The sequence below is a fragment of the Streptomyces sp. NPDC059816 genome (genome assembly GCF_042732055.1).
Lineage (GTDB): Bacteria > Actinomycetota > Actinomycetes > Streptomycetales > Streptomycetaceae > Streptomyces.
Genome location: NZ_JBHWIQ010000012.1, coordinates 1 through 19,104, shown reverse-complemented (window position 1 = coordinate 19,104; position 19,104 = coordinate 1). Strand labels below are relative to the sequence as shown.

Sequence of the window (19,104 nt, the reverse complement as noted above, 5' to 3'; positions counted from 1 at the left end):
TTTCGCTGTTCCCGTGCGGGGGCGCCCCGCGGGGGTGCGGTGTTCCGTGCGGGTGCGTTGGGGTTGCTCGCGCCGTTCCCCGCGCCCCCTACGGGTGCGTTCCGGTGGGGTGTGCTGTTCTGTGGGGGTGTGCTCGCGAGGGGTCAGGTTGCGAGCTGGGCCAGGGTTCTGATGCCTTGTAGGACCTCGGTGGCGGTGGGGGCGCTGGAGGGATCACTCAGGCACTGGAACATCACACCGGACACGAGCGCCAGTTGCACGGTCCCGAGGGTGCGCACGGAGGTCTCCGACACCTGCTCCTCGGGGACGCCGTCCAGGATGGCCGCCAGGCCACGTCGCCCCTGGGCGGTCCCGTCGGCCAGCGCGGCGCGCAACTCCGGCTGACGCTGGGCCTGCATGAACAGTTCCACCGTGGCCAGCCAGAGGTCGGGGTGCGCGGCGAACTGCTCGATCAAGCTCTCCCAGATGCGCTCGAAGTGCGCCCGGGAGGAGCCGTCCGCGTCGGGCAACAGCGCCCGACCCATCGCGTCGCCCCACTCGTCGAGGAGCTCGAACAGGGCCTGGTTGAGCAGCGCTTCCCGTGAGCCGTAGTGGTAGCCGATGGCGGCGGTGCTCACCCCGGCGGCCGTGGCGATGTCGCGTACGGCAGTGCGGTCGTAGCCCTTTTCCCGCAGGCACGCCTTGGCGCCGACGAGCAGCGCTTCACGGTTTCCCATGCCCGGAGCCTACCCAGCACCTCATATGGCACGATCGAGTTATACGCACGTCTTGCACGATCGTGCAAGACTGCGTAGCGTTTCGGGCCATGAGACACACCAGAAGCGTCTTCCGAGGGCTCACCGCCACCGCGCTGTCGCTGGCCGTGCTGGGCATGGGCGGGGGGCCGGCCGGAACGGCGCACGCGGCGGCAGACCGCAACGCCCGACCGGTCGTGGACACCACCGGCGGCGCGGTCCGCGGCACATCGACCGACGGTCTGCGCAGCTTCCAGGGCATTCCGTACGCCGCCCCGCCGGTCGGGGACCTGCGCTGGGGCTCACCGCGGCCCGCCGCGAACTGGAGCGGGGTGCGCGAGGCGACCGCGCCGGGCTCCCCGTGCGCGCAGCCGGCCGGGCTCCCCGTCGGAGTCCCCAGCGAAGCCGAGGACTGCCTCTACCTGAACGTCACCACCCCCGCGGAGCGGGTCGGCAAACGGCCGGTGATCGTGTGGATCCACGGCGGCAGCCTGATGTTCGGCAGCGGCGACCTCTACGGCCCCGAGCGGCTGGCCGCCGAGGGCGCCGTCGTCGTGACGGTCAACTACCGGCTCGGCGTCATGGGCTTCCTGTCCGACCCGACGCTCAAGACCTCCGGCGGCCTCGGCCTGGAGGACCAGCAGGCCGCACTGCGCTGGGTCCGCGCCAACGCGGGCGCCTTCGGCGGCGATCCCGGCAAGGTGACGGTCATGGGCCAGTCCGGCGGCGGGTACAGCGTGTGCGGCCACCTCGCCTCACCGAAGTCGGCCGGACTGTTCGACCGCGCAGTCCTGCACAGCGCACCCTGCGCCACCGGCGGCTCCCGCACCCGGGAGGAAGCCGAGAGCGAGGCCAGGGCCACGCTCGCCAGGCTCAGGGAGCTGAAGTCCGAGAAGGGCGAGGACTGCGCCGACGCGGAGTCCTGTCTGCGCGGCGCCGACCCCGCCACGCTCATGGCGGCGTACGGAACCTGGAACGAACCCCGCCCGATCGCCGGTACGGACCTGATGCCGCTGGCCCCGGCCGAGGCGCTGCGCACGGGCGCGTTCCACCGCGTCCCGGTCCTCATCGGGGTCAACCACGACGAGGAGCGCAGCCGGATCCTCGGTCAGGAACTGACGGGCGGTCCCCTGCCGCCCGAAGCGTACGAGCGGGAAATCCGCGAGGAGTTCGGCGCCCGGGCCGATGCGGTGCTGGCCCGCTACCCGCTGAGCCGCTTCGGCTCCGCCGGCGAGGCGCTGGCCACCGTGCGGACCGACCACGCCTGGTCGGTTCCGACGCTGGACACCGCCCGGCTGCTGGCGCACTGGACGCCCACCCGGATGTTCGAGTTCAGCGAGCACGAGACGCCCCCGTGGGTGGGCCGCCCGAAGCTCAGCTTCGGGCTCCGTGCCTCGCACATGTCGGAGCTGCCCTACCTCTTCGACTTCGCGTTGCCCCTGTTCGAGGGGCTGACGCAGCAGCAGCAACGCCTCGGCAAGCGGATGACGGACTCCTGGGTGGAGTTCGCCGGGTCCGGGAGGACAAATTGGCCGGACTTCCGCAACGGCGGCCACGTGCAGTCGCTGACCTCGGGGCCGTGGAAGCGCGCGGATTTCACCGGGGACCACGAGTACCCGTTCTGGAAGAACCTCCCCTGACCCCTCCGCCCCGGACCACAGCGCCCCGGCAGGCGCCGTACCGACAGGACGCGCCCCGATAGGGGCGCGGGGAACGGCGCGAGCGACCACGGCGCACCCGCACGGGACAGCGCGCGGGCAACCACCGCGCACCGCACGGAAACGGCTACGGGTGGCGGCGGACCGGAAGGTCGAGGGTGACCCGGGTGCCGCCACCGGGCGCGGGCAGCATGCCGAACGTGCCCCCGAGCTCCCCCTCGACCAACGTCCGGACGATCTGGAGCCCCAGATTGCCGGACCGGTGGGGGTCGAACCCCTCGGGCAGTCCGACCCCGTCGTCCTGGACGGTGACGAGCAACCGCTCCTGCTGCACCGTGCCCCCACGCACCGCGGACACCTCGACGGCCCCCGCGTCGAGCGGCCCGAACCCGTGCTCCAGCGCGTTCTGGAGCACCTCCGTGAGGACCATCGACAGCGGGGTGGCCACCTCCGCGTCGAGGATGCCGAAGCGGCCCGTGCGGCGGGCCGTGACCTTGCCGGGGGACAGTTCCGAGACCATCGCCAGCACCCGGTCGGCGATCTCGTCGAACTCCACCCGCTCGTCCAGGTTCTGGGACAGCGTCTCGTGGACGATGGCGATGGAACCGACCCGGCGCACCGCCTCCTCCAGCGCGGCCCGGCCCCGTTCGGACTCGATGCGGCGGGCCTGGAGCCGCAGCAGGGCGGCCACCGTCTGGAGGTTGTTCTTCACCCGGTGGTGGATCTCCCGGATGGTGGCGTCCTTGGTGATGAGTTCCCGTTCGCGGCGGCGCAGTTCGGTGACGTCGCGCAGCAGGACGAGGGAACCGATGCGCGGCCCCTTGGGTTTGAGGGGGATCGCACGGAGCTGGATCACTCCCCCGTTGCCCTCGATCTCGAACTCCCGGGGGGCCCAGCCGCTGGCCATCTTGACCAGGGCCTCGTCGACGGGCCCCCGGGACGGGGCGAGTTCGGCCGTGGCGGTGCCCAGGTGGTGGCCCACCAGGTCCGCGGCGAGCCCGAGGCGGTGGTAGGCGGAGAGCGCGTTGGGGGACGCGTACTGGACGATGCCCTCGGCGTCCAGCCGGATCAGTCCGTCACCGACCCGGGGGGAGGCGTCCATGTCGACCTGCTGGCCGGGGAAGGGGAAGGAGCCCGCGGCGATCATCTGCGCCAGGTCCGACGCGCTCTGGAGGTAGCTGAGTTCGAGCCGCGAGGGGGTGCGGACGGTGAGCAGGTTGGTGTTGCGGGCGATGACGCCCAGGACGCGGCCCTCCCGACGGACCGGGATCGACTCGACCCGGACCGGGACCTCCTCGCGCCACTCCGGGTCGCCCTCGCGGACGATGCGCCCCTCGTCGAGGGCGGCGTCCAGCAGCGGGCGCCGGCCGCGCGGGACGAGGTGGCCGACCATGTCGTCCTGGTACGAGGTGGGGCCGGTGTTGGGGCGCATCTGGGCGACGGAGACGTACCGGGTGCCGTCGCTGGTGGGGACCCACAGGACGAGGTCCGCGAAGGAGAGGTCGGAGAGCAGCTGCCACTCCGAGACCAGCAGGTGCAGCCACTCCAGGTCCGTGTCGGACAGGGCGGTGTGCTGGCGTACGAGATCGTTCATGGAGGGCACGTCTGTGAGCGTACCTGGCCGGATCGCGTCGGCCCCCTGGCGGCGTCGGGCGGGTGGGCGAGCACGGCGGTGGGGCGTCACCGCGGGCCGCCCCGGAAAGACCCGCGGGCCACGGTGCCTGGGAGGGACCCTCAACCCTCCCGGCACCGCAGCCCGGAGCAAACCCGGCCGGCGGGTGTGCGGTCCCGGTCGGCCGTTGGGTGAGGACCCGGTGCAGTCAGGGCAGAGAGCTCCGGCTCCTCGACCGTCCTCCTGTGCGGGGAGAACGGAATGGTGGTCCCGGGGAGTCCCCGGAGGTCCATCGTTTTCATTGTGGACTAGACCATTCACGTCTGTCCATGTGTTGGCCCATGTTTGTCGTGCGGGTCCGGTCGCTGGCGGGAAACGCTCGGTCCGGGCGCTCAGCGACGGATCAACTGGACCAGGGCGAAGACCCCCACGGCCACGATCACGGCGCGCAGGACGACCGGGCTGAACCGGCGTCCGACCAGCGCCCCCGCCTGCGCGCCGAGTGTGGAGCCGACCGCGATGAGCAGGACGGCGGTCCAGTCGAAGTCGGCGACGAAGAGGAAGAACACCGCGGCGACCCCGTTGACCACGGCGGCCAGCACGTTCTTGACGGCGTTCAGACGTTGCAGGGATTCGTCGATCAGCGAGCCCATGAGGGAGAGGTAGACGATCCCCTGAGCCGCGGCGAAGTACCCCCCGTAGACGCTGGCCAGGCCCATTCCGACCAGCAGGGGGACGCCGCCGTCGGGCCGGGGCCGGGTCCCCGCGCGTTCGCGGCGGCGCTTGACGGTCCGGGAGATCCACGGCTGGAGGACGACCAGCACCAGGGCGAGGCCCACGAGGATCGGCACGATGGTCTCGAAGGCGGTCTCCGGCAGTATCAGCAGCAGCGCCGCCCCGGCCACGGCGCCGAGGGCCGCGACGATCCCCAGCCGCAGCACCCGGTCGCGCTGTCCGACCAGCTCCCTGCGGTAGCCGAAGGCGCCGCTCAGCGAGCCCGGGACCAGGCCGAGGGCGTTGGAGACGGTGGCGGTGACCGGTGGCAGGCCGGTGGCCAGCAGGACCGGGAAGGTGATGAGGGTGCCGGAGCCGACGACGGCGTTGATGGCTCCGGCGCCCGCTCCGGCGGCGAGGACGGCGACCATCTCCCAGAGCGTCACGGGGTGGCCTCCCCCGCGACGGGACGGTGGACGCGGGGCCCGGCGGGAGCGGGCGGCGGGAGGGGGCGGGGCTGCCGGAACGGGGGGTTCATGGGGTGACGCTATCCGGGTGACGTCCGGCCCTTTTGGCGGCCCCGGCCCCGCACCGGATCAGCGGGTCTCGGTGACCTTGGCGAGGGCCCGCGGGGCGTCCGGGTCCTGACCTCGGGCGATGGTGACCTCGTAGGCGAGCAGTTGCAGCGGGATGATCTCCAGGATCGGCTGGAGTTCCTCGGGAACGTCGTCCGTGGTGAGCACGAACCCGCCGGACGCGGCCTCCACCTGGGCCCGCGGGCCGATGACCACCAGGTCGGCGCCGCGGCCCCGGAGCCGGTCGAGGACGGGTTGCAGGGCGTCCCCGCCCTTGCCCGCGGTGACCACGGCGATCACCGGGGAGATGTTGTCGACCATGGCGAGCGGCCCGTGCAGCAGGTCGGCCCCGGAGTAGGACAGGGCGGGGATGTAACTGGTCTCCATCAGCTTGAGCGCGGCCTCCTTGGCGGTGGGGTAGCCGTAGCCGCGGGAGGTGATCACCATCCGCTCGGCGAACCGGTAGCGGGCGGCCAGCGTGCGGACCTCGGGCTGACGGTCGAGCAGCCGGGCCGCCAGCTCCGGCAGTGGCAGCGCAGCGCCCCCGTCGTCGCCCGCGAGGCCCTCCACGAAGAGGTACAGCGCGAGCAGGGACGCCGTGTACGTCTTGGTGGCGGGCAGCGCGCGTTCGGGCCCGGCCATGATGTCGATGTGGAACTCGGAGACCGCCGCGAGCGCGGAGTCGGGGTTGTTGGTGACGGCGAGCGTGATCGCCCCGGACTCCCGGGCCGCCCGGGTGGAGGCCACCAGGTCGGGCGAGCCGCCGGACTGGCTGACGGTGATGACCAGGACGTCCCGCAGGTCGGGGCGGGCCCCGTAGGCGGTGGTGGTGGACATCGAGGTGAGCCCGCAGGGCAGGCCGCGCCGGATCTCCAGCAGGTACTTGGCGTACAGGGCGGCGTTGTCGGAGGTGCCGCGGGCGGTGAGCAGGACGAAGCGGGGCGCGCGGGCGGCGACCTGCTCGGCCACCCGGCGCACGGCGGGGGCCGCGGTGTCGAGGATGCGGCGCAGCACCGCGGGCTGTTCGGCCATCTCGCGGGACATGATCCGACCCGGCCGCTCGCTCTGCGGGTCGGTGGTGGTCGTGGCAGTCATGCGGGTCTCCTCCGGTGGGTGGCGGCTCCCGGGGCGGCGGGCCCCGTTTCCCATTCCACTCCCCCCGGGCGTCCGGCGCCCGCCCTGAGCGTTCCGGCGTCCGCCCGCATAGCACGCCCGCCGAACCCCCGCACGGCAGGGCAGTTCTGCTAGATTGGTCTATACCACATGGCGTATTCCATCCGTGTTCGCTCTCCAGATCGGCAGGCTCAGAGTGGAAGTTGTGATCGTCCCGGACGCGGCGGCAGGCGGCGAACTCATCGCCGAGGCCATGGCGGCGTTGCTGCGCAGCAAGCCCGACGCGGTCCTCGGTGTCGCCACCGGTTCCACCCCGCTCCCCGTCTACCGGGCGCTGGAGGCCAAGGTCCGCGCCGGACAGGCCGAGGTCGGGCGGGCGCGCATAGCCCAGCTCGACGAGTACGTCGGACTGCCCGCCGAACACCCGGAGTCCTACCGTTCCGTGCTCCGCCGTGAGGTCCTGGAGCCGCTCGGCATCGGCGCCGACGCCTTCCTGGGCCCGGACGGGGCCGCCGAGGACGTCGCCGCGGCCTGTGCCGCGTACGAGACGGCGCTCGCCGACGCGGGCGGGGTGGACCTCCAGCTGCTCGGGATCGGCACCGACGGGCACATCGGGTTCAACGAGCCCTGTTCCTCGCTCGCTTCCCGCACCCGGATCAAGACGCTCACCGAGCAGACCCGCGTCGACAACGCGCGCTTCTTCGACGGTGACATCGAGCAGGTCCCGCACCACGTGATCACCCAGGGCATCGGGACCATCCTGGACGCCCGCCACCTGGTGCTGCTCGCCACCGGCGAGGGCAAGGCGGAGGCCGTCGCCGCGACCGTCGAGGGCCCCGTCGCCGCGGTGTGCCCCGCCTCGGCGCTGCAACTGCACCCGCACGCCACGGTCGTGGTGGACGAGGCCGCCGCCTCCAAGCTGAAGCTCGCCGGTTACTTCCGGCACACCTTCGCGGCCAAGCCCGCCTGGCAGGGCATCTGACCGGCCCGCACCCGGCACGACGAAGGCGCCGGGCGCCCCCTGGAGTGGGGGCGCCCGGCGCCTTCGTGTGCGCGGTGGGTGCCGTGCGGCGAAACAGGCCCCCGCACCGAGCCCCAACTCGGTACGGGGGTCTGGCTCAGTGGGTGGTGGTCAGCGCCTCGGCGGCGGCCGTTCCACAGACCCGGGCGGCACCGTGCGTGGCGACGTACAGCGAGCCGACGGGCGTCGACTGCGGCACGCCCATCTCCACCACGACCGTGTCCGGTCGGGCGGTGACCAGGGTCGCGACGGCGTCCCGCATCCACGGGTGGCGGTGGGCGTCCCGGACCACGGCGACGATCCGCCGGTCCCCGGCCGCCTTCAGCGCCGCCTCGCCGGACGCGTCACCGGTGAAGCCTTCGCCCTCGGTGCCGGGCAGCAGCGCCCGGAGTTCGGCGGCGACGCCCCACGGGGTCTCGTCCCCGACGGCGATGTTGGCCTCCGGGGTGAAGGTCGCCACGAACGGCGTCCCCGTCACGGGCCCGGAGTAGCCGTCCCCGCGGGTCACCTGGAGTGCGCGGCGCGCGGCGACCAGACCGATGTCGGCCTTGACGCCCGCGCCCTGCACCTCGGTGGTGCGCGTCCAGGCGGCCAGCGCCCGGACCCGGGCGGCCGCGTCGGCGAGCCGCTCCTCGGCGAGGTCACCGGTGCGCACGGCGGAGACGAGTGCGTCCCGCAGCCGCAGGACGGTGTCCTCGTCGTTCAGTCCGCCGCCGACGCAGATCGCGTCCGCGCCCGCCGCGATGGCGAGCACGCTGCCGCGCTCGATGCCGTACGTGCCGGCGATGGCCTGCATCTCCATGCCGTCGGTGACGATCAGGCCGTCGTAACCGAGTTCCTCGCGCAGCAGGCCCGTCAGGATGCGGTGGGACAGCGTGGCGGGGCGCTCGGCGTCCAGCGCCGGGACCAGGATGTGGGCGCTCATCACCGACCGGGAACCGGCCGCGATGGCCGCCAGGAACGGTGCGAGGTCCCGGGCGCGCAGGGTCTCCAGGTCCACGTCGATGCGGGGCAGCGCGTGGTGCGAGTCGACCGCGGTGTCACCGTGGCCGGGGAAGTGCTTGGTGCACGCGGCGACCCCGGCGGACTGGAGCCCCTCGACGTACGCGGCGGTGTGCCGCGCCACCAGGTCGGTGCCGGCGCCGAAGGAACGGACGCCGATGACCGGGTTGTCGGGATTGGCGTTGACGTCCGCGGACGGCGCCCAGTTGAGGTTGACCCCGCACTCGGCGAGGCGGCGGCCCAGTTCGTGGGCGACCGCGCGGGTGAGGTCGACGTCGTCGACCGCGCCGAGTGCGTGGTTGCCCGGGAAGGACGAACCGTCGCGCACTTCGAGGCGGGTGACGTCGCCGCCCTCCTCGTCGATGGCGACCAGCACGTCGCCCCGCTCGGCGCGCAACTGTGCGGTCAGCGCGGCGAGTTGTTCGGGGGTGTGGATGTTCCGGCCGAACAGTCCTACGGAGGCGAGCCCTTCGCCGAGCCTGCGCAGCAGCCAGTCGGGTGCACTGGTGCCGTCGAAGCCGGGCTGGAGGACGGTGAGTGCGTCCCTGGTGAGGGTGTCGGTGGTGGCGAGTGTCGTCATCGGATGGCTATCCCTTCACTGCGCCTTCGGTGAGGCCGCTGACGGCCTTGCGCTGGAGGTAGACGAAGAGGACGAGAACCGGGATGGCGAAGATGCTGGAGGCCGCCATGGTGGCGCCCCAGTCGTCCCCGAAGACGGTCCGGAAGCTGGAGAGCCAGATCGGGAGCGTCTGTGATTCGAGGTCCTTGTTGAGGATCAGGACCATCGCGAACTCGTTCCAGGCCGTGATGAATCCGAACAGCGAGGTGGCCATCAGACCCGGTGCCAACAGCGGGAAGATGACCTTCACGAACGCCTGCGGCCGGGTGCAGCCGTCGACCATGGCGGACTCCTCCAGCTCCTTCGGCACGGCGGCGACGTAGCCGCGCAGCGTCAGGATGGTGAAGGGCAGCACCATGACCATGTAGAAGATGGTCAGCGGGACGAGGCTGTTCAGCATCTCCGCGTCGCGCACGATCATGTAGACCGCGATGACCATGACCTCCCAGGGCGCCATCTGCGCGATCATGACCGCGAGGATGAAGCCGCGCCGGCCCTTGAACCGCATCCGGGCGAGCGCGAAGGAGGCGAAGAGCGCGATGAGGAGGGAGAGCACGACCGCGAGGGTCGTCACCGTGAGCGAGTTGCGGACCAGGGTCCAGAACCCTTCGGCGTCCGACGCGGTCTTGAAGTGCTCGAACGTCGGGCTGGTCGGGAACCAGACCGGCGTGTCCGTGACGATGTCACTGGACTTCTTGAACGCCGTGGCGAACATCCAGTAGACGGGGAACGCGAAGACGACGAAGAGGACGATCGACGTTGCGTTGGGCCAGAACCTGGCCAGGAAGGAGCGCTTCACAGCTCGTCCTCCTCTTGCTTGATCACCGTGCGCAGGTAGTAGCTGGTCATGCCGAGCAGGACCAGGATGGTGAGGATCGAGATCGCCGCACCCATGCCGAAGTGCTGGTTGCCGAAGCCCTCGATGTAGGCGTAGACCGGCAGCGTCTCGGTGAGCCGGTCCGGCTTGCCCTGGTTGATGGCGAAGACCTGGGCGAAGGACTTGAACACCCAGATGACTTCGAGGAAGAGCGTGGCCCACAGGAAGGGCTTCAGGAACGGGAAGGTCACCGTCCGGAAGATCTTCCAGGAGTCGGCGCCGTCCAGCGCCGCGGCCTCGTACAGCTCCCGCGGGATCGTGGTGGTCGCCGCGTAGAGGTTGATCGCCACGAAGGGGATCGACTGCCAGACGATCAGCAGGGTCACCACGGCGAAGGTGGAGAACTGGGTGCCGAGCCAGTTGTGGTCGGCCATGTCTTCGAAGCCGAGCTGGACGAAGACGTAGTTGATCACGCCGAAGCGCTGGGCGAACAGCCACTGGAAGACCGTGGTGGCCGCGATGATCGGCATGGCCCAGGCGAGCACCAGACCGAGCAGCAGGGTGATCCGCATCCGCTTGCCGAGGCGGGCGAGCAGCAGACCGATCAGGGTGCCGAGCACCATGATCAGGACGACGTTGACCGCGGTGAAGACGAACGAGCGGACGACGACCCGCCAGAACTCCTCGTTGGTCAGCGTCTCCTTGTAGTTCTCGATCCCGTTCCACTCGGTGAGGTGGAGGATCAGCTGCTTGGGGTTGAGGTTCTGGAACGACAGCATGCCGTTCTTCACCAGCGGCCAGCCGAGCAGCACGATGGTGACGACCGTCGCCGGCAGCAGCAGCAGGTAGGGGGTGAACGAACCGCGTCCGCCCGGCCGTCTCTGGCCGCCTCCGCCGTTCTTGGTGGCGCTCCCCGCGCCGCGAGGCGGTGGAGCCTCGCCCTTCTGGACGCCGGACACCCCGCCCGCGTCCGCTTGTTCCGTCTGCACTGACATCGTCGCCGTCTCTTCCGTGGCTGTACGTTTCGATGCGGGTGCTCACCCCGCCCTCGGGGGCGCACACCGGTGCGCCCGGGGGCGGCGGGCCGGTCTTTCCTCAGGTCACCTCAGAGGTGTCCTTCTGGCTCCGGACCCGCCGCACCCGGGGCGCGGGGGGTGAGTCAGTTCTTCTTGGCGAGACGCTCGTTGATCTCCTTGTCGGCGTCCTTCGCGGCGTCGGCGTGCGACTTACCGTTGAGGACGGCCGTCATGTAGTCCTTGATCGGGTTCGGGATGTTCTCGACCGCGGCCCACTCGGGGATCAACGGGGTGGTGCCACCGAACGCGGCGGCCGGGGCGGCGGCGTCGAGGCCAGCGTTGCTGCCCTTGACCTTGGGCAGGAGCGACGCCTTGTTCGGCGTGAAGCCCATCTGCTTGGAGAAGGAGATCTGGTGCTCGTCGGCCAGCGCGATCTTCAGGAACTCCTTGGCGAGGTCCTGGTTCTTGCTGCGCAGCGGCACGGCGAGGTTGGAGCCGCCCAGGAAGACGCTCTCGGGCTTCTCGGCGGTCTCACCCGGGATGGTGAAGTAGCCGATGTCCTGCTCGATCTTCGGGTTGGCCTTGATGGCGATGGTCGCCTCGGAGGCGTTGCCGATGAAGGCGGCCGTCTTGCCGGCGGCGAAGACGTCGGCCTGCTGCGGGGTGGCCTCGTCCTTGTCCTTGGGCGCCTTGGAGTAGGAGGCGTACTTCTTGTACAGCTCCATCGCCTCGCCGACCTTCGGGTCGGACAGGTTGGAGACGTACTTGTCGCCTTCCTTCTTCACCAGGTCGGCGCCCTTGCCGATGATCAGGCCATCGAGGAAGTACCAGTTCTGACCCGCCATGTACAGCGGCTCGGCCTTGGTCTTCTCCTTGATGGTGTCGAGCGCCTTGAAGAAGTCCTCACGCGTCTTCGGCGTGTCCTTCAGACCGGCCTCGGCCCAGATCTTCTTGTTGTAAAGGACGACGCGGTTGGCGAAGTACCACGGCACCGCGTACTGCTTGTCGTTGTAGATCGAGGACTTGTTGAGGGCCTCGGTCCACTCGCCGCCGATCTCGCTCTTGAGGTCGCCCAGCTCGGCAAGGCCCTCAGTCGACGCGTACGCCGGGGTCTGGGTGTTGCCGATCTCAATGACGTCCGGCGGAGTGGACTCGGAGAGCGCGGTGGTGATCTTCTGCTGGATGCCGTTCCAGACCTGGGATTCCCACTTGATCTTCGACCCGGTCTTCTTCTCGAAGGCGTCCCCCACGGCCTTCTTCCACGGGTCCGGCGTCGAGCCGTCCATGGACCAGACGACCAGGGTCTTCCCCTTGGTGGAGCCCCCGGAGCCCCCCTCGTCCTTCTTGTCGTCGCTGCCGCACGCCGCGACCGAGAACACCATGCCCGCGACACCGATCGCCGCAATGAGCTTGCGCTTCACGTCACCCTCCTCAGGATGCATACCCCCCACACCCACCGCGAATGACTACAGCGAGAAACTGAAGCTCGTGGGACTGGGACCTGGCCTTTAATGGTGTAGACCAGTACCGGGAGCTTGGCCTAGACCTTTAGGGGTGTCAAGGGTGTATAAGAAGGGCTGTCACGTCCGTTATCGGACCGACACCTGAGGGGGCTCGGCTCACTCCGGGCACGCCGTGCCACGATGTGAGCCGCTACAGACGGAGGAGCCGGTGGCGGCAGCAGCACGAGAGCCGGAAAGGCGGACGATGGCCAGCGAGGTTACCCGGATGGGTACGTCCGCGACGACGGAGACGGCGACCCCAGGTCGTACCGCACGCGTGCCAAAGTACTACCGGTTGAAGAAGCATCTGCTCGACATGACCGAAACGCTGACACCGGGAACCCCGGTCCCACCGGAACGGACACTCGCGGCAGAGTTCGACACCTCACGGACCACGGTACGCCAGGCGCTCCAGGAACTGGTGGTCGAGGGGCGCCTGGAACGCATCCAGGGCAAGGGCACGTTCGTCGCCAAGCCCAAGGTCTCCCAGGCCCTCCAGCTGACCTCGTACACCGAGGACATGCGCGCCCAGGGCCTGGAGCCGACCTCCCAGCTGCTCGACATCGGGTACATCACCGCCGATGACACGCTCGCGGGCCTGCTGGACATCACGACCGGCGGCCGGGTGCTGCGGATCGAGCGGCTGCGCCTGGCGAGCGGCGAACCCATGGCGATCGAGACCACCCACCTGTCGGCCAAGCGCTTCCCCGCGCTGCGCCGGTCCCTGGTGAAGTACACCTCCCTCTACACCGCGCTCGCCGAGGTCTACGGCGTCCGTCTCGCGGAGGCCGAGGAGACCATCGAGACCTCCCTCGCCACCCCGCGCGAGGCCGGGTTGCTCAGCACGGACGTGGGCCTGCCGATGCTGATGCTGTCCCGCCACTCATTGGACGGCGAGGGCCGCCCGGTGGAGTGGGTGCGCTCGGTGTACCGGGGCGACCGCTACAAGTTCGTGGCCCGGCTCAAGCGCCCGCAGGACTGAGCCCCTCCCCGGCGGGCCGCACGCCCGAGCCCGCCGGGGACCCCGAACGACCCCCGCACGACGGACGGACGCCGCGCCCCGGCCGGGGGCGACACCCGTCCCCCTGCTGTCCCAGGGGCCCCCAACCCGCCACCTGGACGGGCACCCGGCGAATGGCGTAGACCGGCCGCCGACCGCCGATCCGGAGCCGAACCGCCCCGAGTTGTCTGGACCTTTGTCGCCACCGCCAGGCCGGGCCGCAGGGCCCGCCGGACGTCACCCACCGTGACGGCGACCCCACCGCCGGCGGTTCGCACCACCCGCCGCCGAAGGCCACCGAAGGCCCCTCGACGGGGCGCCGCGAGACGCCCGCACACCCGGCGCCGGGCATCGTCCGGACGCCCCTCCCAGCCCCCGCCACACCCCGCGAACACCCCTCGACTGCGGTCGGCCCGGGGTACGTTCGCGGTCGCCGCGGAGCGGCCGACACCCCGCACCGCCAAGGTGCCGCGCGCCACACAGACACAACATGTGGGCTCCGTATCGAGGGCCAACACAAGATGTATGCTCATGCTCGCCGCCACCACAGGGGAATCCGGTGTGAATCCGGAACTGTCCCGCAACGGTGTGATCGGTGTGCTTTCGCACACCCACGAGTCCGATGACCTGATGGTGGCGCACCCGTTCCGACCGGTCCGGGTGGAGATGAGACGTCCGGGCCTCGTGGACTGGGTTGGTGGACGCGGCGTACCGCCTTCGGGCGGCACGCCCGCGTGCCCGCTGCCCACCTCCCCGCCAGGCCCGTGCCCAGCGAGGGAGAGCTACACGTGACCATCGCGCCAGCCGATCCGGCGTCAGTCGTCGATCAGGCTCCTGCGACCGAGCCGGCCGAGGCCCGGGGCCCGGGATCCGAGCGGACCGACGGCCCCGGGGCCGCGTTGCTGCGGACCCTGACCGACCTCACCGCCGACCTCCCCGACGCCGACCCCGGCCGGGTCGCCGCGGCGGCGCTGCGCGGCCGGTCCGCCCACGCCGACGAGGCCGAGCTGCGCGAACTCGCCACCGAGGCCGCGGCTGGCCTCATCTCCGAGGACCCGGCGTACTCCCGCCTCGCCGCCCGTCTCCTCACGGTCACCATCACCGCCGAAGCCGCCTCGCAGGGGGTGCGCACCTTCTCCGAGTCGGTCGCCACCGGGCACCGCGAAGGGCTGATCGCCGACCGCACCGCCGCCTTCGTCACCCGGCACACCGAGCGCCTGGACGCCCTGATCGACCGCGCCGCCGACGACCGGTTCGGGTACTTCGGCCTGCGCACCCTGCACAGCCGCTACCTGCTGCGCCACCCGCTCACCCGCAAGGTCGTGGAGACCCCGCAGCACTTCCTGCTGCGCGTCGCCTCCGGTCTCGCCGAGGACGACAGCGACCGTGCGGTGGACGAGGTCGCCTCGCTGTACGGCCTGATGAGCCGCCTCGACTACCTGCCCTCCTCGCCGACCCTGTTCAACTCCGGTACGCGGCACCCGCAGATGTCGTCCTGCTACCTGCTGGACTCCCCCAAGGACGAGCTGGACTCCATCTACGACCGGTACCACCAGGTCGCGCGGCTGTCGAAGCACGCGGGCGGCATCGGTCTGTCGTACTCCCGCATCCGTTCGCGGGGCTCCCTGATCCGCGGCACCAACGGCCACTCCAACGGCATCGTCCCCTTCCTCAAGACGCTCGATGCCTCGGTGGCCGCCGTCAACCAGGGCGGGCGCCGCAAGGGTGCGGCGGCCGTCTACCTAGAGACCTGGCACTCCGACATCGAGGAGTTCCTGGAGCTGCGGGACAACACCGGTGAGGACGCCCGGCGCACCCACAACCTGAACCTCGCGCACTGGGTGCCCGACGAGTTCATGCGCCGGGTCGCCGAGGACAGCGTCTGGTCGCTGTTCTCCCCGTCGGACGTGCCCGAGCTGGTCGACCTGTGGGGCGACGCGTTCGACACCGCGTACCGTGCGGCGGAGGCCGCCGGGCTCGCCCGCAAGACCATCCCGGCGCGCGACCTGTACGGGCGCATGATGCGGACGCTGGCGCAGACCGGCAACGGCTGGATGACGTTCAAGGACGCCGCCAACCGCACCGCCAACCAGACCGCCGAGCCCGGCCACACCGTCCACTCCTCCAACCTCTGCACGGAGATCCTGGAGGTCACGGACGACGGCGAGACCGCCGTGTGCAACCTGGGTTCGGTGAACCTCGGCGCGTTCGTCACCGGGGTGCGCACGCCCGGCGCGGACCCCGCCGACGCCATCGACTGGGACCGGCTGGACGCCGCCGTCCGCACCGCGGTGACGTTCCTCGACCGCGTCGTGGACATCAACTTCTACCCGACCGAGCAGGCCGGCCGCTCCAACTCCCGCTGGCGTCCGGTGGGCCTGGGCGCCATGGGCCTCCAGGACGTGTTCTTCCAGCTGCGGCTGCCCTTCGACTCCGCCGAGGCCCGCGCGCTGTCCACCCGGATCGCCGAGCGCATCATGCTGATCGCGTACGAGGCGTCCGCCGACCTCGCCGAGCGGTCCGGCCCGTTCCCCGCCTGGGACAAGACCCGCACCGCCCGGGGCGTGCTCCACCCCGACCACTACGGCGTCACCCTGCACTGGGCCGAGCGGTGGGCGGCGCTGCGCGAGCGGATCGCCGTCACCGGGATGCGCAACTCGCTGCTGCTGGCCATCGCGCCGACCGCGACCATCGCGTCCATCGCCGGGGTCTACGAGTGCATCGAGCCCCAGGTGTCCAACCTGTTCAAGCGCGAAACGCTCAGCGGTGAGTTCCTCCAGGTCAACTCGTACCTGGTGCGGGACCTCAAGGAGCTGGGCGTGTGGGACGCCCGGACCCGCGAGGCGCTGCGCGAGTCCAGCGGATCGGTGCAGGACTTCCCGTGGATCCCCGAGGAGGTGCGGGCGCTGTACCGCACCGCGTGGGAGATCCCGCAGCGCGGCCTGATCGACATGGCCGCCGACCGCACCCCGTTCCTGGACCAGTCGCAGTCGCTGAACCTGTTCCTGGAGACGCCGACCATCGGCAAGCTCAGCTCGATGTACGCGTACGCATGGAAGTCGGGCCTGAAGACCACGTACTACCTGCGGTCGCGTCCGGCGACCCGGATCGCCCGCGCGGCCGGCTCGTCCACCGCCGAGCGCCCCGCCCCCACCCCGATCCCCGTGCAGCAGGCCGCGCCCGACGCGGACGCCGTCGCCTGCTCCCTGGAGAACCCCGAGTCCTGCGAGGCATGCCAGTAATGACCGTCCCCACCCAGGCCACCCGCGGCGGCCGTGCCCAGAACCTGCTGGACCCGGGCTTCGAGCTGACGCTGCGGCCCATGCGCTACCCGGACTTCTACGAGCGCTACCGCGACGCCATCAAGAACACCTGGACCGTCGAGGAGGTGGACCTCCACTCGGACGTCGCCGACCTCGCGAAGCTGTCGCCGGGCGAGCAGCACATGATCGGGCGGCTGGTGGCCTTCTTCGCCACCGGTGACTCGATCGTCGCCAACAACCTCGTCCTCACGCTGTACAAGCACATCAACTCCCCGGAAGCGCGGCTGTACCTGTCGCGCCAGCTCTTCGAGGAGGCCGTGCACGTCCAGTTCTATCTGACGCTGCTCGACACGTACCTGCCCGACCCGGACGACCGGGCCGCCGCGTTCGCCGCCGTCGAGAACATCCCCTCCATCCGCGAGAAGGCAGAGTTCTGCTTCAAGTGGATGGACTCGGTGGAGAAGCTGGACCAGCTGGAGAGCCGGTCGGACCGCCGACGGTTCCTGCTGAACCTGATCTGCTTCGCCGCCTGCATCGAGGGCCTGTTCTTCTACGGGGCGTTCGCCTACGTCTACTGGCTCCGCTCGCGCGGTCTGCTGCACGGGCTCGCGACCGGTACCAACTGGGTGTTCCGCGACGAGACGATGCACATGAGCTTCGCCTTCGAGGTGGTCGACACGGTCCGCAAGGAGGAGCCGGAGCTGTTCGACGACGCGCTCCAGCAGCAGGTCACCGACATGCTGCGGGAGGCCGTGGAGGCCGAGCTCCAGTTCGCCCGCGACCTGTGCGGCGAGGGCCTGCCCGGGATGAACACCGAGTCGATGCGGCAGTACCTGGAGTGCGTCGCCGACCAGCGCCTCCAGCGCCTCGGCTTCGCCCCGGTGTACGGCTCCGAGAACCCGTTCGCGTTCATGGAGCTCCAGGGCGTCCAGGAGCTGACCAACTTCTTCGAGCGCCGTCCCTCCGCCTACCAGGTGGCGGTGGAGGGCTCGGTCGGCTTCGACGACGACTTCTAGTCGTCCGGCGGTCCTAGGCCGCGAGGTCCAGGGAACGGCCCGGTGCCCCTTCGGGGCGGCCGGGCCGTTCCTCGTCCCCCGACCCTCTCTCGGCGGCCCGCAACTCCCGGTCGATGCGGCGTTCGTGCAGGTAGCCGGGGAGGGAGGGCGCCAGGAGGAGGGCGAGCACGAACGTGACGGTGAGGTAGTTCAGCAAGGTGTCCATGCCTTCACTGTCCCGCCCCGGCCGCCTCCGCGTCAGTGGCAGAAGTGCCATGCGCCCTCGACTTCCTGCCACCGCGCGCGCACACTGACCGCATGCTGAACAACGTGGCCGTGGTGCTCCTCGACGGGGTGCACCCCTTCGAACTGGGCGTCGTCTGCGAGGTCTTCGGCCTCGACCGCAGCGATCAGGGGCTGCCCGTCTACGACTTCGCGGTGGTCTCCGGCGAGGGTCCGCTGCTGACCACCCACGCGGGATTCTCGGTCCGGGTGGAGCACGGCCTCGAACGGCTGGAGGAGGCCGACCTCATCGCGATCCCGGCCGGCGAACAGTACGGCAGTCGGGAGTTCCCCGAACCGCTGCTCGACGCGTTGCGGCGGGCCACCGAGCGCGGCACCCGGGTGCTGTCGGTGTGTTCGGGGGTCTTCGTGCTCGGTGCGGCCGGGCTCCTCGACGACCGGCGCTGTGCGGCGCACTGGCGGCACGCCGACGAACTCGCCGTCCGCTTCCCCCGCGCCCGGGTGGAGCGGGACGTGCTGTACGTGGACGAGAACCCGGTGGTCACCTCGGCGGGTTCGGCCGCCGGGATCGACTCCTGTCTGCACATCGTCCGGCAGGAGCACGGCTCCGAGGTCGCCAACGCCATCGCCCGTCGGATGGTGGTGCCGCCGCACCGGGACGGCGGGCAGGCCCAGTACATCAAGCGGCCGATGCCCACTGCCCCCTGCGACACGGTCGGCGAGGTGCTGGTGTGGATGGGCCGCAACCTGGACCGGACGGTGACCGTCGAGGAGTTGGCGGACCGGGCCCACCTGTCCGCGCGGACGTTCGCCCGACGGTTCCGCCAGGAGACGGGCACCACCCCGTACCGCTGGCTGCTGCAACAACGGGTCCTGCTGGCACAGGAGTTGCTGGAGGAGACCGACGAGACGGTCGACTCGGTCGCCGGCCGCGCCGGCTTCGGGAACGCGGCCACGTTGCGTCACCACTTCCTCCGGGTGCTGGGCACCACCCCCCACGCCTACCGCCGCACCTTCCGCGGCCCCGTCGCCCTGGAGACCACCGGCTGACGGGCTCACCCCCGGCCCCGGTGGCCGGCCCTGCCGGGGCCGGCCACCGGCCACTCACTCCCGGGCCACCGGCTCAGAAAGTGTTGGGTAACCGGGTGATCACTCGTTCTTGAGATCGTCGGCGAGGCGGCGGGCTGCTTCGGTCTCGATGGGGCCGCGTGGTTCGATCT

15 protein-coding genes and 1 riboswitch are annotated in these 19,104 nt (G+C 70.8%); of the genes, 6 read left to right on the top strand and 9 right to left on the bottom strand.

Features of this window, described 5'->3' with window-relative positions; translation table 11 throughout:
- Positions 1-143 precede the first annotated feature (143 nt).
- Positions 144-716: a TetR/AcrR family transcriptional regulator gene (locus ACFV88_RS17450; protein WP_385491849.1), complete on the bottom strand. Its 573-nt coding sequence runs from the start codon at positions 714-716 to the stop codon at positions 144-146.
- A gap of 89 nt (positions 717-805) precedes the next feature.
- Between ACFV88_RS17450 and ACFV88_RS17445 the strand changes: the two genes are divergently transcribed.
- Positions 806-2,374 (top strand): carboxylesterase/lipase family protein, encoded by a 1,569-nt coding sequence (locus ACFV88_RS17445; protein WP_385491846.1) that lies wholly within the window; start codon positions 806-808, stop codon positions 2,372-2,374.
- A 145-nt stretch (positions 2,375-2,519) separates the two neighbouring features.
- On the opposite strand, the gene ACFV88_RS17440 is transcribed toward ACFV88_RS17445, so the two are convergent.
- From ACFV88_RS17440 to ACFV88_RS17430, 3 genes are all read right to left on the bottom strand, one after another.
- A complete protein-coding gene (locus ACFV88_RS17440) occupies positions 2,520-3,986 on the bottom strand; it encodes a sensor histidine kinase (protein ID WP_385492379.1) in 1,467 nt (488 codons plus the stop codon).
- Between the two features lie 410 nt (positions 3,987-4,396).
- Complete coding sequence (locus ACFV88_RS17435) at positions 4,397-5,164, bottom strand: sulfite exporter TauE/SafE family protein (protein ID WP_385491843.1); 768 nt, start codon at positions 5,162-5,164, stop codon at positions 4,397-4,399.
- A 150-nt stretch (positions 5,165-5,314) separates the two neighbouring features.
- On the bottom strand, positions 5,315-6,388 hold the full coding sequence (locus tag ACFV88_RS17430; protein ID WP_385491841.1) for an SIS domain-containing protein: 1,074 nt from the start codon (positions 6,386-6,388) through the stop codon (positions 5,315-5,317).
- A 214-nt stretch (positions 6,389-6,602) separates the two neighbouring features.
- Here ACFV88_RS17430 and nagB point away from each other — a divergent pair, with 214 nt between their 5' ends.
- Positions 6,603-7,388 (top strand): glucosamine-6-phosphate deaminase, encoded by a 786-nt coding sequence (gene nagB, locus ACFV88_RS17425; RefSeq protein ID WP_385492377.1) that lies wholly within the window; start codon positions 6,603-6,605, stop codon positions 7,386-7,388.
- Positions 7,389-7,524: 136 nt separating this feature from the next.
- Here nagB and ACFV88_RS17420 read toward each other — a convergent pair whose 3' ends face one another.
- The 4 genes from ACFV88_RS17420 to ACFV88_RS17405 form a co-directional block, all read right to left on the bottom strand.
- Positions 7,525-9,009, bottom strand: coding sequence for a glycoside hydrolase family 3 protein (locus ACFV88_RS17420; protein WP_385491838.1), 1,485 nt, complete (start codon positions 9,007-9,009; stop codon positions 7,525-7,527).
- Between the two features lie 7 nt (positions 9,010-9,016).
- Positions 9,017-9,847: a carbohydrate ABC transporter permease gene (locus ACFV88_RS17415; RefSeq protein ID WP_385491835.1), complete on the bottom strand. Its 831-nt coding sequence runs from the start codon at positions 9,845-9,847 to the stop codon at positions 9,017-9,019.
- A complete protein-coding gene (locus ACFV88_RS17410) occupies positions 9,844-10,860 on the bottom strand; it encodes a carbohydrate ABC transporter permease (protein WP_385491832.1) in 1,017 nt (338 codons plus the stop codon). The genes ACFV88_RS17415 and ACFV88_RS17410 overlap by 4 nt, the downstream gene beginning before the upstream one ends.
- 164 nt (positions 10,861-11,024) lie before the next feature.
- Positions 11,025-12,302 (bottom strand): extracellular solute-binding protein, encoded by a 1,278-nt coding sequence (locus ACFV88_RS17405; RefSeq protein WP_385491829.1) that lies wholly within the window; start codon positions 12,300-12,302, stop codon positions 11,025-11,027.
- A 307-nt stretch (positions 12,303-12,609) separates the two neighbouring features.
- Between ACFV88_RS17405 and ACFV88_RS17400 the strand changes: the two genes are divergently transcribed.
- The 3 genes from ACFV88_RS17400 to ACFV88_RS17390 all read left to right on the top strand — a co-directional run bounded on the left by ACFV88_RS17400 (position 12,610) and on the right by ACFV88_RS17390 (position 17,662).
- The gene (locus ACFV88_RS17400) at positions 12,610-13,365 is read left to right on the top strand and encodes a GntR family transcriptional regulator (RefSeq protein WP_385492375.1); all 756 of its coding nucleotides are present in this window, start codon (positions 12,610-12,612) and stop codon (positions 13,363-13,365) included.
- Between the two features lie 568 nt (positions 13,366-13,933).
- A riboswitch (cobalamin riboswitch) is annotated at positions 13,934-14,011 on the top strand.
- A 160-nt stretch (positions 14,012-14,171) separates the two neighbouring features.
- On the top strand, positions 14,172-16,625 hold the full coding sequence (locus ACFV88_RS17395) for a ribonucleoside-diphosphate reductase subunit alpha (RefSeq protein WP_385491826.1): 2,454 nt from the start codon (positions 14,172-14,174) through the stop codon (positions 16,623-16,625).
- Positions 16,625-17,662, top strand: a complete 1,038-nt coding sequence (locus tag ACFV88_RS17390) for a ribonucleotide-diphosphate reductase subunit beta (protein WP_385491823.1) — start codon at positions 16,625-16,627, stop codon at positions 17,660-17,662. Before ACFV88_RS17395 ends, ACFV88_RS17390 begins: the two co-directional genes overlap by 1 nt.
- 13 nt (positions 17,663-17,675) lie before the next feature.
- Here ACFV88_RS17390 and ACFV88_RS17385 read toward each other — a convergent pair whose 3' ends face one another.
- A complete protein-coding gene (locus ACFV88_RS17385; RefSeq protein ID WP_385491820.1) occupies positions 17,676-17,867 on the bottom strand; it encodes a hypothetical protein in 192 nt (63 codons plus the stop codon).
- Positions 17,868-17,959: 92 nt separating this feature from the next.
- On the opposite strand from ACFV88_RS17385, the gene ACFV88_RS17380 reads away from it, so the two are divergent.
- On the top strand, positions 17,960-18,934 hold the full coding sequence (locus ACFV88_RS17380; protein WP_385491817.1) for a helix-turn-helix domain-containing protein: 975 nt from the start codon (positions 17,960-17,962) through the stop codon (positions 18,932-18,934).
- Positions 18,935-19,104: the final 170 nt, after the last annotated feature.